The 13,771-nt window shown below is 62.4% G+C and carries 14 protein-coding genes; 5 read left to right on the top strand and 9 right to left on the bottom strand.

The window, feature by feature from the left end; translation table 11 throughout:
* Positions 1–10: 10 nt before the first annotated feature.
* The 3 genes from KXD86_RS09250 to KXD86_RS09240 are packed head-to-tail and all read left to right on the top strand — an operon-like array spanning position 11 to position 1,990.
* A complete protein-coding gene (locus KXD86_RS09250; RefSeq protein ID WP_218635736.1) occupies positions 11–628 on the top strand; it encodes a glutathione S-transferase family protein in 618 nt (205 codons plus the stop codon).
* Positions 629–665: 37 nt separating this feature from the next.
* Entirely contained in the window at positions 666–1,331 is a 666-nt protein-coding gene (locus KXD86_RS09245) for a glutathione S-transferase family protein (protein ID WP_218635735.1), read from the top strand.
* A 44-nt stretch (positions 1,332–1,375) separates the two neighbouring features.
* Positions 1,376–1,990 (top strand): DUF4202 domain-containing protein, encoded by a 615-nt coding sequence (locus KXD86_RS09240; protein WP_218635734.1) that lies wholly within the window; start codon positions 1,376–1,378, stop codon positions 1,988–1,990.
* Between the two features lie 37 nt (positions 1,991–2,027).
* Here the strand turns inward: KXD86_RS09240 and trpC are convergent, their stop codons facing one another.
* The 6 genes from trpC to rpe form a co-directional block, all read right to left on the bottom strand.
* The gene (gene trpC, locus KXD86_RS09235) at positions 2,028–2,849 is read right to left on the bottom strand and encodes an indole-3-glycerol phosphate synthase TrpC (RefSeq protein ID WP_218635733.1); all 822 of its coding nucleotides are present in this window, start codon (positions 2,847–2,849) and stop codon (positions 2,028–2,030) included.
* A gap of 12 nt (positions 2,850–2,861) precedes the next feature.
* Entirely contained in the window at positions 2,862–3,890 is a 1,029-nt protein-coding gene (trpD, locus tag KXD86_RS09230) for an anthranilate phosphoribosyltransferase (RefSeq protein ID WP_218635732.1), read from the bottom strand.
* A gap of 32 nt (positions 3,891–3,922) precedes the next feature.
* Positions 3,923–4,501, bottom strand: coding sequence for an aminodeoxychorismate/anthranilate synthase component II (locus tag KXD86_RS09225; protein ID WP_218635731.1), 579 nt, complete (start codon positions 4,499–4,501; stop codon positions 3,923–3,925).
* A 15-nt stretch (positions 4,502–4,516) separates the two neighbouring features.
* On the bottom strand, positions 4,517–6,004 hold the full coding sequence (gene trpE, locus KXD86_RS09220; RefSeq protein ID WP_218635730.1) for an anthranilate synthase component I: 1,488 nt from the start codon (positions 6,002–6,004) through the stop codon (positions 4,517–4,519).
* A gap of 236 nt (positions 6,005–6,240) precedes the next feature.
* A complete protein-coding gene (locus KXD86_RS09215) occupies positions 6,241–6,930 on the bottom strand; it encodes a phosphoglycolate phosphatase (RefSeq protein WP_218635729.1) in 690 nt (229 codons plus the stop codon).
* Positions 6,927–7,613, bottom strand: coding sequence for a ribulose-phosphate 3-epimerase (gene rpe / locus KXD86_RS09210; RefSeq protein ID WP_218635728.1), 687 nt, complete (start codon positions 7,611–7,613; stop codon positions 6,927–6,929). Before rpe ends, KXD86_RS09215 begins: the two co-directional genes overlap by 4 nt.
* Positions 7,614–7,745: 132 nt before the next feature.
* Between rpe and KXD86_RS09205 the strand changes: the two genes are divergently transcribed.
* A complete protein-coding gene (locus KXD86_RS09205; protein ID WP_218635727.1) occupies positions 7,746–8,678 on the top strand; it encodes a DUF3530 family protein in 933 nt (310 codons plus the stop codon).
* Between the two features lie 9 nt (positions 8,679–8,687).
* Here KXD86_RS09205 and KXD86_RS09200 read toward each other — a convergent pair whose 3' ends face one another.
* From KXD86_RS09200 to KXD86_RS09190, 3 genes are read right to left on the bottom strand one after another with little or no spacing between them, the layout of a single operon-like run.
* Entirely contained in the window at positions 8,688–9,449 is a 762-nt protein-coding gene (locus KXD86_RS09200; RefSeq protein ID WP_228739361.1) for a co-chaperone DjlA, read from the bottom strand.
* A 4-nt stretch (positions 9,450–9,453) separates the two neighbouring features.
* Complete coding sequence (murU, locus tag KXD86_RS09195) at positions 9,454–10,134, bottom strand: N-acetylmuramate alpha-1-phosphate uridylyltransferase MurU (protein ID WP_218635726.1); 681 nt, start codon at positions 10,132–10,134, stop codon at positions 9,454–9,456.
* The gene (locus KXD86_RS09190; protein WP_218635725.1) at positions 10,131–11,177 is read right to left on the bottom strand and encodes an aminoglycoside phosphotransferase family protein; all 1,047 of its coding nucleotides are present in this window, start codon (positions 11,175–11,177) and stop codon (positions 10,131–10,133) included. Before KXD86_RS09190 ends, murU begins: the two co-directional genes overlap by 4 nt.
* Positions 11,178–11,386: 209 nt before the next feature.
* Between KXD86_RS09190 and KXD86_RS09185 the strand changes: the two genes are divergently transcribed.
* On the top strand, positions 11,387–13,732 hold the full coding sequence (locus tag KXD86_RS09185; protein ID WP_218636787.1) for an LPS-assembly protein LptD: 2,346 nt from the start codon (positions 11,387–11,389) through the stop codon (positions 13,730–13,732).
* Positions 13,733–13,771: the final 39 nt, after the last annotated feature.

The following is a 13,771-nucleotide window of genomic DNA, read 5'->3' as shown; positions in this document are numbered from 1 at the left end:
GCCAACAACAATGAAAATCTTCGAGACCAAAACTGCCCCCAACCCTCGCCGGGTTCGCATGTTCATGGCCGAAAAAGGGTTGCTGGATCAGGCTGAATTTGTCCAGATCGATCTCGAGAAGGGCGAGAACCTGACGCCGGAATATGCGGCCCGCAACCCAATGAAGAAAGTGCCGGTCATGGAGTTGGACGATGGAACCTGCATCGCCGAGACCATGGCAATCTGCCGCTATTTCGAGGAAAGCTATCCGGACACGCCGAGCCTGTTGGGCGACACCCCGCTGGAGAAAGCCCAGCTGGAGCAATGGCTGCGCTGGATTGAACTGTTTTTCTTCATGCCCACGGGCATGTGTTTCCAGCACACCAGCGGCTATTTCAAGGATCGCATGAACCCGATCAAGGAATGGGGTGAGGAGTGCGGCCAGCAGGTCGAGAAGTTCATGGACTTCCTCAACGAGCACCTGGAGGGCAAGGAGTTTATCTGCTGCGACCGCTTCACCGCCGCGGACATCAACGCCTTTACCACGGTTGCCTTTGCCCGGGTCGTGAACATCCGGATCAAGCCGGAGCAGGCCCATCTACAGGCTTGGTTCGAGCGTATCAAGGCACGTCCTTCGGCCCAGGTTTGACAGCAAAGATCCACCCCGTCGCTGGCAGGAGAATGCCATGATTGATCTGTATACCTCGCCGACGCCGAACGGGCACAAGGTGTCGGTTCTGCTGGAAGAAATGGGAGTCGAGTACACCCTCATCCCGGTCGACCTGTCCAAGGGCGAACAGAAAACCCCCGAGTTTCTGGCAATGAACCCCAACGGCCGGATTCCGGTGATCGTGGACCGGGACAACGACGATTTTGTTGTGTTCGAGTCCGGCGCCATCATGGTCTACCTGGCCGAAAAGTACCGTCAGTTCTATCCGGCGGATCCCAAGGTGCGCTCCCGCGCCCTGCAGTGGCTCATGTTCCAGATGGGCGGGGTGGGGCCGATGATGGGGCAGGCCAACGTGTTCTACCGGTATTTTCCGGAGAAGATCCAGCCGGCGATCGATCGCTACCAGCACGAATGCCGCCGGCTGTTCGAGGTTCTGGATCATCGCCTGGCGGAGTCACGCTATCTGGCCGGTGACGAGATCACCATTGCCGATTTCGCTAACTGGGCCTGGGTGCGGACCTACAATTGGTCGGGGGTGTCCGTGGAGGGCCTGGATCACCTGAAGCGCTGGGTCGATGAGCTGTACGAGCGCCCCGGCTGCGCGGCCGGCATTCGGAAACCGGAGCGGCCGGACAATACCGACGATCTGGTCAAAAGTGCCCAGACCATGGTGACCCGGTAAGGCCGGTGGTACCCTGAGCCCTCTTTGACTGACAGGAGTTCGGCATGACCGCCTCAGCAGCATTGACCTGTGCACTGGAGACCATTGATCGCGCCAATCGTGCCGATCCCAATCGGGAAACCGTCGATGGCGAATCGTTGCCCCGCGAATATGCCTACAGCCTTCATATGACCCGTTGGCTGTTTGCCCTTGAGGCGGCCCCCTCCGAACGCATGCAGATCGCCTGCCGGGCGCAGCACATTGAGCGCTGGACCATTCCGCGCAGTGACTACCCGGAGGGCCGGAAAGCCTATTACCAGTGGCGCCAGGCCTGCGGGCGAATGCATGGCCAGCGTGCCGCCGAGATCATGGCCGGATGCGGGTACGACGCCGCCGACTGCGAGAAGGTGGAAACCATCCTGACCAAGCGCGAGTTGCGCAACGATGCCGATACCCAGCTGCTGGAAGACGTCGCCTGCATGGTTTTTCTGGAGCGGTACTTCGCGGAATTTTACGAGCAGAAGGCGGACTACGATCGCGAGAAATGGCTGAGAATTGTGCGCCGCACCTGGGGCAAGATGTCACCCCGGGGGCATGAGGCCGCGCTGAAACTGGCCGAGGGCATGCCGGCGCATTTGCTGACGCTATTGCAGGAAGCCCTGGAAGAATCGGCGACTTGATCAGTGCACAAGCCGCCGGTCGTCCTGGGCGGCCTGATTATCCTTCCTGAAAGAACAGTTCCTGGAGTTTGTGGCCTGGCTCGTCGGCCCGCATGAACGACTCGCCCACCAGGAAACCGTAGATGCCCCGGGACGTCATGGCCTCCACGTCGGTCCGGGTCATGATGCCACTCTCGGTGATGGTCAGCCGGTCAGCCCCGATGCGCTCGTGCAGATCGAAAGTGGTGTCCAGCGATACCTCGAACGTGTGCAGGTTGCGGTTGTTGATGCCGACCAGCGGTGTGGTCAGCGTCAGGGCGTCATCCAGTTCGGCGCCGTCGTGCACTTCCACCAGAACGTCCAGACCGATTTCGAGGGCGATGCCTTCCAGCTCCTGCATCTGGTCTTTGGTCAGGCAGGCGGCAATCAGCAGGATGCAGTCTGCGCCGATGGCCCGGCTTTCATACACCTGGTAGGGCGACACCATGAAGTCCTTGCGGATCACGGGCAGGCCGCAGGCGTTGCGCGCGGCCACCAGATAGTCCTCGTGGCCCTGGAAGAAGTCCCTGTCGGTAAGCACGGACAGGCACGCGGCACCGCCCTGTTCATAGCTCTCGGCAATGGCCGCGGGTTCAAACGGGTCCCGCAGAATGCCCTTGCTGGGGGAGGCCTTCTTGATCTCGGCAATCACTGCTGGCGTCTGCTGCTCAATCCGGCGGCGCAGGGCGTTGGCGAACCCCCGGGTCGAAGGCTGATCGCCGGCCATGGCTCTCAGGTCATCAATGCTGACCTTCGGTTGGCGCTCGTCGATTTCTTCCCATTTCCGATCCACGATTTTCCGGAGGATGGTGGGGGTTTTGTCCAGATGTCTGTCAGTCATTGTCGGGGTCGCTCAGAAACACTGGGAAAAGTCGGCCAGTTCGGACATCTTGCCCGCCGCCAGGCCAGAGCCGATGGCATCCATGGCCAGCTCAACGCCGGCTTTCGGCGTGTCCGCCAGCCCGGCCACGTAGATGGCCGCTCCGGCATTCAGGGCGATCAGGTCGCGGGCCTTTTCCGCCATCTCGTCGTGGCCACGGCCGAACGCGGCGCGGATCAGCTTCAGGGAATCCTCCGAGGATTCCACGGCCAGGCCGACGAGGGACTGGCTCTTCACGCCCAGATCCTCGGGGGTGATGTCGTATTCGGTGATCTCGCCGTTCTTCAGCTCCGCAACGTGGGTGGGGCTGGCCAGGCTGATTTCATCCAGCCCGTCTTTCGAGCAGACCACCATGATGTGCTCGGAGCCCAGGCGTTGGAGCACCTCCGCCATCGGCCGGCAAAGATCCCGGGTAAACACCCCCAGCAACTGGCGCTTGACGCCGGCCGGGTTGGTCATCGGCCCGAGGATGTTGAAGATGGTGCGGCAACCGAGCTCCTTGCGGGGACCGATGGCGTGCTTCATGGCGCCATGATGGGCCGGGGCAAACATGAAGCCCACGCCGATCTGCTCGATGCAGCGGGCGACCTGGTCCGGTGTCATGTTGAGGTTGATGCCGGCCTTCTCGATCAGGTCGGCGCTGCCGCTCTTGGAGGACACGCCCCGGTTGCCATGCTTGGCGACATAGCCGCCGGCGGCGGCGACCACGAAGGCGGAGGCGGAGGACACGTTGAACAGGTTGGCGCCGTCGCCACCGGTACCTACGATGTCCACCAGCGGCTCGGCCTTGACCGTCACCCCGGTGGCCAGTTCACGCATGACCTCGGTGGCCCCGGTGATCTCGTCGATGGTCTCGCTCTTGAGTCGCAGACCCATGAGAAAAGCCCCGATCTGCGCGTCGGTGGCCTCGCCATTCATGACGATGCGCATGACCTGTTTCATCTCGTCCCGGGACAGATCCAGGTTGGAGGCAATCCGGTTCAGAGCTTCTTTCATGTCCATGTTATGCGGCCTCTCGATTGTTATTGGCTGGTTCAGCTTCGCAGGAAGTTGCGCAGCAGTTCGTGACCCTGTTCGGTCATAATAGACTCGGGATGGAACTGCACCCCCTCGATGGGCAGGGTCTTGTGGCGCACGCCCATGATTTCTTCCATCGAGCCATCGTCGTTGCGGGTCCAGGCGGTGACTTCCAGGCAGTCCGGCAGGGTGGTCTGGTCGATGACCAGGCTGTGGTAACGGGTGGCCTGAAGCGGGTTGTTCAGGCCCCGGAAGACACCCGTGTCCCGGTGATAGACCGGGGAGACCTTGCCGTGCATCACGCGTCCGGCGCGGATCACGTCGCCGCCATAGACCTGGCCAATGGCCTGGTGGCCCAGGCAGATGCCGAGGATCGGCAGTTTGCCGGCAAAGTGCCGAATGGCCGCCATGGAGATGCCCGCCTCGTTTGGGGTGCACGGGCCCGGTGAAATCACCAGCCGTTCCGGGTTCAGGGCCTCGATTTCTTCCACGGTAATCTCGTCGTTGCGGTACACCTGAACGTCGGCACCCAGTTCCGCCAGATACTGCACCACGTTGTAGGTGAAGGAATCGTAGTTATCGATCATCAGCAACATAATCTTTCCTCCGCCTCAGTGGTCAAAATCGTTGTAGGTCATGGCGACCGCACGGAAAATCGCACGGCCCTTGTTCATGGTTTCCTTCCACTCAAGGCGGGGCACCGAATCGGCCACCACGCCGGCGCCGGCCTGTATGTGCAGCGTCTTGTCTTTGATCACCGCGGTCCGGATCGCGATGGCGGTGTCCATGTTGCCGTTGAACGAGAGGTAGCCGACGGCGCCGCCGTAGACGCCGCGTTTGACCGGCTCCAACTCATCAATGATTTCCATGGCCCGGATCTTGGGTGCGCCACTGAGGGTGCCGGCGGGCAGTGTGGCCCGCAGCACGTCCAGGCAACTGGTGTCGGGGTTCAGGCGGCCGGTCACGTTGGACACGATGTGCATGACGTGGGAGTAGCGTTCCACGATCATCTTGTCGGTCAGCCGGACGGTGCCGGTCTCTGACACCCGGCCGGCATCGTTGCGGCCCAGGTCAATCAGCATCAGATGCTCGGCAATTTCTTTCGGGTCGGCCAGCAGTTCGGTTTCCAGGGCCTTGTCCTCGGCGTCGGTGGCGCCGCGCTTGCGGGTGCCGGCAATGGGCCGAACCGTCACTTCCTCGTCCTCCACCCGGGCCAGGATTTCCGGGGACGAGCCCACAATGTGGAAATCCTCCAGGTCCAGGAAGTACATGTAGGGTGACGGGTTAAGCACCCGCAGCGACCGGTAGAGGTTCAGCGGCGGTGCCTCAAAGGGGATGGACATGCGCTGGGAAATGACGGTCTGCATGACGTCGCCGTCCAGCACGTACTCCTTGATCTTGCCGACCGCGGCCTCGAACTTGTCCTGGGTGAAGCCGGAAACAAAATCGCTTTCGTCCACAGCCTTGCCACGGAGGTGCTCGGGGGTACGAGGCGCGTCGGCCGTCTTCCGGTGCAGTTGATTTTCCAGCTCATCAATCCGGGCCTGGGCGTTGTCGTATGCGCCCTCGTCCGCTGGATCCACGTGCACGATCAGGTGCAGCTTGCCCCGGAGGTTGTCGAAGACGACGATCTCGTCCGAGACCATCAGCAGAATGTCCGGTGTGCCAATCTTGTCGGGCGGGCAGCTCTCACGCAGGCGCTTCTCGATGTAGCGCACGGTGTCGTAGCCGAAGTAACCGACCAGGCCGCCGTTGAATCGTGGCAACTCTTCCAGGTCCGGCGCGTTGAACCGGGCCTGATACTGCTCCACGAATGCCAGCGGGTCGTCGACCTCGGCCGTTTCCACCAGTTTGCCGCCGCGGCTCACCTCGACCCGGTGATCGAAGACTTTCATTACTTCATGGCTGGGCAGGCCGATGATGGAGTAGCGTCCCCATTTCTCGCCGCCCTGGACGGACTCGAAGAGGTAGGAATAGGGACCGCTGGCCAGTTTCAGGTAAGTACTGAGGGGCGTATCCAGATCCGCGAGTACCTCGCGGTAGACGGGAATACGGTTAAAGCCGGCTTGGGCGAGCTCGGAGAATTGCTCGGGTGTCATGGTTCGTTCCTGAAGTCTGATCTGCTTTCGGGTGGCACGGATTCACGACCGGGCCAGCCAGATGGGGGCGGCCGGACGGTTACACGCCAGTCAGCCGCCGGGCCTTTTCAGCCGGTGCGCCATCGCCACCATCGTGTTGCGCGGGTGCTGAGGACGCCCCGCGTTGCAGTCAGATTCAGTCCCTGCACGGCAGGAATCTCCCGAATTGGAATGGTCAACGTTAAGTCCTTGTGAGATTACAAAAGCTCGTCCAGTGAATCAACAACCGCGTCGGCGCCGAGGGCATCAACCGGTCGGCCAAAATTGTACCCGTAACGGACGGCCACGCAGGGCATGCCGGCTGCCAGGGCCGCGTCAATATCGGCGGCGGAGTCACCCACCATTACCGTCGTGCCACGGGTGCCGCCCAGGGCTTCCATGGCGTGCAGCAGTGGGGCCGGATCCGGCTTTTTCACGTCCAGGGTATCGCCGCCGACGCTGATGTCGAACCAGTGCTCCAGTCCCATCTGCTTTAACAGCGGTGCGACAAACTGCTCCGGTTTGTTGGTCACCACACCGAGCTTGCAGCCGTGTTGCTTCAGGTGTCGAAGGCAGGCTTCTACCCCTGAGTACACCACCGAATGCCGCCCATTGATCTGGCCGTAGGCGTGATAGAAGATCGCCAGGGCATCCTTGAACAGGACATCGTCCTTGGGACGAGCCGGTTCCCAGTCGCTCTGGCCTGCCAGTGCCCGACGCACCAGGATGCTGGCGCCGTTGCCCACCCAGTCACGGACGCGGTCGATGCCTGCGGGTGATCGGCCGAGGTGTTCCAGCATCTGGTCCACGGCCGCGGCAAGGTCCGGAGCGCTGTCGACCAGGGTGCCGTCGAGGTCAAACAGGGCGACGCCCGGCCAGCGGGGGCTGAACAGTCCCGTCAGACTCATAGGCCGATAACCTTGCGCGCCTGTTCAAGTTCATCGCGCATGGCGTCGATGGTGGCTTTGTAGTCGTCGGTATTGAAAATGGCAGAGCCGGCCACGAAGGTGTCGGCGCCGGCCTCGGCGATTTCCCGGATATTCTCGGTCTTCACACCGCCGTCGATCTCGAGGCGGATGTTGAAGTTGCTGGCGTCGATACGACGGCGCGCTTCCCGCAGCTTGTCCAGGGTGCCCGGGATGAACTTCTGGCCACCGAAGCCCGGGTTGACCGACATCATCAGCACCATGTCGAGCTTGTCCATGACGTGGTCCATGTAGTGCAGCGGGGTGGCCGGGTTGAAGACCAGTCCGGCCTTGCAGCCGCCGTCCCGGATCAGTTGCAGGGAACGGTCGATGTGATTGCTGGCTTCGGGATGAAAGGTGATGTAGCTGGCGCCGGCATCGATGAACATGCGGATCAGGTCGTCCACCGGAGAGACCATCAGGTGGACGTCGATCGGTGCCGTCACGCCGTGCTTGCGCAGGGCTTCACAGACCATCGGGCCAATGGTCAGGTTCGGCACGTAGTGATTGTCCATCACGTCGAAATGAACAACGTCCGCACCGGCGGCCAGTACGTTATCGACTTCCTCCCCCAGGCGGGCAAAGTCGGCCGACAGAATGGATGGGGCAATCAGGTATGGGTTCATGATGGCTCTCTCAATTACTTTGCGCGCAAAAACGTTGATAATGGCGTGGCCAGCGGCCCCTGCCGCACATAAAAAACGAATGCTAGTCTAACAGTTCGGAACGCTTTTTTCGCAGCCGAAGAGTCAGGATCTGTGCGTAGAATCGGTAGTGGTGCCCTGAAACAGTTACTTTCGTTGCTCTCGGCCCTGTTTTGGCTGGGCTGCCCCGTTGTCGTGGCCGCGGACGAGTCGGCCGCCGACACCGGTCAGGAGGACTCGGGCTCCGCCCCGGACCGGTCCGGATTCACCACCGGCCTGGGCGAGATGGCATTGAGCGAGGCTTTCCCGGAGGCAGCGGTTTGGCTGGAACTCGAAGACGGCGACCGGGCGCTGGGATTGTTCTTTCCGGAACGGGCGTCGCCGGCGCCCGGTGCACTGGTCCTGCTCGCCGACGTGGGCGGCAATGCGGCGTCCGGCATCCTGGGCATTCTGAGCGCCCAGCTTACGGAGCGGGGTTGGGCGGTGCTGGCCGTTGGGCTGCCGGCGCCCCCCCTGGCGCTGCAACAAGCCCTGGAAGCGAGACCCGGCAGCGCAGGCCCGGCCGCAGACGATGACCGCAATGGCGATGACTCGGCGGTAATGATTGACGTGATGGCGTCTCCGGATGGTCAGTCTCCGGAGCAGCGCTACCGGGGGCGGGTCCGGCAGAGTCTGGAAGCCGCCATCGACGTGTTGGCGGCGCGGGGGTATGACCGGCCGGTTCTGCTCGGAGTTGGCCATGCCAGCGGTCATCTGGTGAGGGTTCAGCAGGACTTGTCGAACCCGGGAATCATGATCTGGGTGGCGCCCGAGTTCTATCCGCGGGATGCGGCTACGCTCCCGAAGGATCTGTCCGCCGCCGGCTCAGGGGTTTTGGAGCTTTACGCGTCTCGCGTCAGCGCCAACGAAGAGGTCCGGCGGCGTTGGGCCGCCTTGGACCGGGCCGGGGCCTACCAGCGCCAGCCGGTCAGCCTGCAACAGCCGCCGTCCCCGACGGATGCACCGGGCTTGGCGGGTCGAATCGACGCCTGGCTCAGATCCCGGTGATACTGCTGCTCACCGGTGCAGGCGGTGGCGCCGCTTCACCAGTTCCCAGGCCTGCTGGTAGCGCAGCAGGCGTTCCTTGGCCAGCGCCTCTTCCTCAACACTGACCCGCTGCTGGGCGAGCTTGTCCGGGTGACAGCCCGAGACCTTTTTCTTGTACGCCCGCTTGATCATGTCCACGGAATCCCGGCGGGTTACGCCGAGCAGCTCGCAGGCCTGCTCGTAACTCACAGGCTGGGCCAGGTTTTCCGCGTGGCGGGTCCAAACCTTGGCGGCGTAACTGTCGAAAATGTCATCGCTGATGGTGACCGGTAGCCCGATCTGGTCGATGGCGTCCTCACAGCGATACCGGCGATGCTTGGTGGGACGGCCCTGCAACTGTGTGGCGTGGCACAGGCAGATCGCCACCGTCAGGGCCGGTGCTGGCCAGAGCCGGTGGGTGATGCGCAGCGACAGGCCCTTCAGCGAGGGTAGCTGTTCCACGGATTTGCCCTGCTGGAACCAACTGATCGCCCGGCGGCGTTGTCGCTGGGAGAGCCTGAGCGCCTTGATCAACGTTTCGGCGTAGTGGATGTCGGCTTCACTGACCCGGCCCTCCGCTTTGGCAATGTAGCCAAGGAAGAAAAACAGCGGCGCCCGGCACCAGTTCGGAAGCTGGGCGCGGTCGAGCAGTGTCGCGGTCTGGTGTCCGCAGGCAGACAGTTCATGAAGCAGGCTGGAGAACTCTGCCTCAACCCGGCTGGGTAGCTTCGGCTGCCGCATGCTTTCTGTCATGGTCTCAGAGCTCCCTGCCCAGCAGTGCCTGGTCCAGTTCCCGCAGCCGGTCCGGCGTGCCAACATCGACCCATTCCCCGGTGTGCTCGATGGCCCGTACACGGCCAGTTTGCATCGCCTGGCGCAAGACCGGGCCAAGTTTGCCGGACTGGTCATCCAGGCCCTGGAACAGGCGGCGGTGTAGCAGGCTGATGCCGGTAAACGTGAGCTTGTTGGCCCCTTCCTCCGTCACGCGGCCGTCGGCCTCCAAATGGAAGTCTCCGGTCGGGTGGTGGGGCGGGTTGCGGGTCAGCACCAGCAGGGCATCTGCCTGCGCCGGTGGCGTCAGGCCGGACAGGTCGAAATCGCTCCAGATATCCCCGTTGATGACCAGGAACCAGTCGGAGCCATCCTCAGTCAGCAGCGGAAGCGCGCGCACGATCCCGCCCGCGGTTTCCAGAGGCTCGCCTTCGCGGGAATAGGTCAGGGAAAGGCCAAAGCGGTCGCCGGAGCCGAGAGTGGATTCGATCTGCTCGCCGAGCCAGGCGTGGTTGATGACCACGGAGCGGAATCCGGCCCGCTGCAGATGGTCCAGATGATGCTCGATCAGCGATTTGCCACCGGCTTTCAGGAGTGGTTTGGGCGTGGTCAGGGTCAGCGGCCGCATGCGTTCGCCCTTGCCGGCGGCCAGGATCATCGCCTTCACGAGGATTGTTGCTCCAGCCCCGGGGGTGGGCCGATACGGCGTTCAATGTCCGGCATGACCACGTCACTCAGCCACTCGTGGAAGCATCGCAGGGCCGGCTGGCGGGCGCTGGCGGCAATAAGATAGCTGACGGTCCGGGGAATATCCTGGAGATAGCCGTGCTTGCCATCCCGGATGGCGAGCCGAGCGAAAATCCCGGCGGCCTTCAGGTGCCGCTGCATGCCCATCAGCTCGAACCACTGTCGGAAGGTCTCCCGGTCCGCCCGGTGCAGTCCCGCGGCGGCACTGCTCTGGCGATAGAACTCCAGCCATTGGCAGAGCGCCTGCTCCGGCCAGCTGATGTAGCAGTCTTTCAGCAGTGAGACGGCGTCGTAGGTCACGGGTCCCCGGACGGCGTCCTGAAAGTCGATGACGCCCGGACGGTTGGTGCCCGGACGCACCAGCAGATTTCGGGAGTGGTAGTCCCGATGCACGGTGACTTCCGGTTGTGCCAGGGCGCTCTCCCGGAGGAAGGCGAAGGTGGTATCCAGCAGGGCGCGCTCGCTGTTGCCCAGTGCCATGCCGAGTTGCTGCTCCAGCAGCCAGTCCGGAAACAGTGCCATCTCCCGGTTGAGCAGCGCCGCGTCGTAGGGCGGAAGCGGGTAGCTTTCCGGGGCGGCCAGTTGTTGGATATCCACCAGCTCGGTCAGTGCGCCCCGATAGAGCTCATCCGCGGTCGCGTCGGTCAACTGCCCAAGCATCAGGTTGTCGCCGAAATCCTCAAGCATCAGAAAGCCCTGCTCAAGATCCGCCTGAAGGATTTCGGGCACGTTGACGCCATGGCGGTGCCAGTGGCGGGCAATCGCCAGGAAGGGGACGCAGTCCTCGTGCTCGGGCGGTGCATCCATCACGATCAGGGGCGTCGGCGGGCCGGCGTCGCTGGCCTGCCAGACCCGAAAATACCGGCGAAAGCTGGCGTCACCGGAGACCGGCTCGGCCACGGCCTGTTCCAGGCCTGTGAACTGTCTGACCCAGTTGGTCAGGGACTGCAGACGGAGATCCATGGTACGGACGGCTATCCTGAAAAATGGGTGATTGCTGACAGCGAAAGTTAGCAGAGGAGTATAAAGAGGGTAAAACGGTTTTGCAGCGGAGTTTCCGTTAACAACCCTCAAGGGCACGTGTAAACTAGGCGCCTGTTATTCAAGCCTATCCATCCATTCACCAGCAACAGGAACCCGTCACTGTGCCAATTTCCGATAGCCATCTGCAGATGCCTGCGTTCCGGATAGGCGGGTGTTTGGTGGCCGTAGTCGTCGGATTGGCGTCTGCCCAGGCGAGGGCGGAGTCGGCTCCGTCGGCCGCGGAGATCGATTGGCGGCCAAGGGCACAGTTGCCCGAATCGGCGCGCGCGCAGCTGCCGGTGTTCTGTGAGGGCGGCTACCTGCCGTCCGGTTCTGGCGAGGGTATTGGCGGAGTGGTCGGCGTCGGTGACGGTCAGCAGGCGCCGCTGGAGGCCAGCGGTTTGAACGCCCGCTACGAGATTGACCGTGTCCTGTACCTGGAGGGCAACGTTCGGGTCAAGCAGGGCGCGTTCGAAGTCAGCGGTGCCCAGGCGCGTTACAACCAGGCTGAGAGCCGGGTGTCGGTGGAGGGCCCCCTGGTCAGTCGCGGGCAAGGTTTCCTGCTGACGGGCGAGAATGCCCAGTACAATGTCGACTCCGGACGCTTTGACATCAACACCGCGACCTTTCTGATTCACGGCGCGGAAATGCGGGGCCGTGCCGGCAGCCTGACCCGGTTACCGGATAACCAGGTCGATATCCGCGACGGCATGCTAACCACCTGTGGCCCGGAACAGAACGACTGGGCGATTGTTGCATCGGACATTCACCTGGATCAGGCCGAGGGCTTTGGCACCGCCAAGCACCTCCGCCTCGAGGTCCTCGACGTGCCTGTCTTCTACTGGCCCTGGGCGAGTTTTCCCATCGACGACCGGCGCAAAACCGGTTTTCTCTACCCCGAGTTCGGCTCTTCCAGCGCTGGCAGCGGTGGCTTCGTTTCGGTTCCTTATTACCTGAACCTGGCGCCCCATTACGACGCGACACTGACACCCCAGTACATCCATGGCCGGGGCCTGTTCAACGAGGTGGAAGGCCGCTACCTCAGCCCGCTGGGCCAGACCGTCCTTCAGGTCGGGTACATTGGCAATGACTCCGCGTTCAAGGAGGAAAACCCGGGCGAAAGCGGCGAGCGCTGGGCTCTGGATGCCTCCACGCTGGCCCGTTTCGGCGGCGGTTGGACTGGCTACGGCGATTACTCGGTGGTGAGCGACGAGGATTACCTGAGCGATTTGAACCGCAGCCTGGAAATCAACCAGGCCACCCACCTGCAGCGTCGGGGCGGTGTTCGCTACCGGGATCGCAACCAGTACTTCGAGACCTACCTCAACGATTACCAGACGATCAGCGACCGCATTGCCGACGTCAATAAGCCTTATGCCCAGCTTCCGGAAGTCCTGTACGGCACCACGCGTGAGCTCGGTTGGCTGGAAACCGGGCTGGAAAGCCAGTACACCGTGTTCTACCGGGATAACGAAAACCTGAGCGGGTTGGACCGGGCCAACGGCCAGCGGCTGCGTGCCATACCGGAGCTGGCGGTGCCGCTGCGGGCCCTGTGGGGGTTCAGTCGGCCGTCCGTCAGTGTCGATTACACCCGTTATGAGCTGGATGACTACATCCTCGGTGACGGCAGCATTGATCGAACGGTGCCCGTGGTCGAATGGGACAATGGGCTGTATTTCGATCGCCAGTCCAGTCTCTTCGATGTGCCCTACAACCAGACCCTCGAGCCGAGGCTTTATTACGCCTGGGCTGACGCTGACGCGGATCAGAACGATATCCCGGATTTCGACACCGACATCCAGACCTTCCGTTTTGACCAGCTGTTTGAACCGGACCGTTTCACCGGTGGCGATCGGGTTGGCGATGCCAACCAGTTGACCGTGGCTCTGACCAGCCGTTTTAATGACCTGCTGACGGGGGCGGAGCGGGCCCGGTTCAGCCTTGGCCAGGTCCAGTATTTTGAAGACCGGGAAGTGACCCTGTTTGGTGCCGGCGCCGGCACCCGGAGCCGTTCGCCACTGGCCGGTGAGGTGGTTCTGAATCCGCTTGATACCCTGGAAATCCGCTCATCCGGACTGTGGGATCCCGAATCGGGTGAAACCGAGGAGGGCCGTAGCCAGTTGGTGTTCCACTCCGAGGATTATCGCTACCTCGCCAGTCTGGGTCACACCTACAGCAAGGATGAAATAGAACAGTCGGATGTGGCGACCGTTTTCCCGGTCAGCGATCGTGTTAGCCTGATCGGTCGCTGGGTGTATGACTCCAGGCTTGATCGAACCGTCGGATCACTGGCGGGTCTGGAGTACAACAATTGTTGCTGGAGCGTTCAGGTGGTGCATCAGAATTACCTGACCGACGACCGCGAACTTGAGAGTCGTGTGTTGTTCCAGGTTCAGCTCAAGGGGCTGGGCGGCAGTGGTGGTTCATCCACGCCGATCGCTGATGCCATTTACGGATTTGATGAGCGGGAGCGTCGCCGGTTTGGAACTCCCTGAAGCCGATGATGACTAACCCCGGATATCGTGCCCGCGGCT

The organism is Marinobacter arenosus (assembly GCF_019264345.1).
Taxonomy (GTDB): Bacteria; Pseudomonadota; Gammaproteobacteria; order Pseudomonadales; family Oleiphilaceae; genus Marinobacter; species Marinobacter arenosus.
This window is presented reverse-complemented; position numbering and strand designations above follow the sequence as displayed.

Coding starts and splice junctions, on each gene's coding strand:
- KXD86_RS09240 (WP_218635734.1), top strand. CDS start 1,376: ATGACCGCCTCAGCAGCATTGACCTGTGCACTGGAGACCATTGATCGC.
- KXD86_RS09245 (WP_218635735.1), top strand. CDS start 666: ATGATTGATCTGTATACCTCGCCGACGCCGAACGGGCACAAGGTGTCG.
- KXD86_RS09200 (WP_228739361.1), bottom strand. CDS start 9,449: ATGACAGAAAGCATGCGGCAGCCGAAGCTACCCAGCCGGGTTGAGGCA.
- KXD86_RS09250 (WP_218635736.1), top strand. CDS start 11: ATGAAAATCTTCGAGACCAAAACTGCCCCCAACCCTCGCCGGGTTCGC.
- trpD (WP_218635732.1), bottom strand. CDS start 3,890: ATGGACATGAAAGAAGCTCTGAACCGGATTGCCTCCAACCTGGATCTG.
- KXD86_RS09225 (WP_218635731.1), bottom strand. CDS start 4,501: ATGTTGCTGATGATCGATAACTACGATTCCTTCACCTACAACGTGGTG.
- KXD86_RS09185 (WP_218636787.1), top strand. CDS start 11,387: ATGCCTGCGTTCCGGATAGGCGGGTGTTTGGTGGCCGTAGTCGTCGGA.
- KXD86_RS09215 (WP_218635729.1), bottom strand. CDS start 6,930: ATGAGTCTGACGGGACTGTTCAGCCCCCGCTGGCCGGGCGTCGCCCTG.
- rpe (WP_218635728.1), bottom strand. CDS start 7,613: ATGAACCCATACCTGATTGCCCCATCCATTCTGTCGGCCGACTTTGCC.
- trpC (WP_218635733.1), bottom strand. CDS start 2,849: ATGACTGACAGACATCTGGACAAAACCCCCACCATCCTCCGGAAAATC.
- KXD86_RS09190 (WP_218635725.1), bottom strand. CDS start 11,177: ATGGATCTCCGTCTGCAGTCCCTGACCAACTGGGTCAGACAGTTCACA.
- trpE (WP_218635730.1), bottom strand. CDS start 6,004: ATGACACCCGAGCAATTCTCCGAGCTCGCCCAAGCCGGCTTTAACCGT.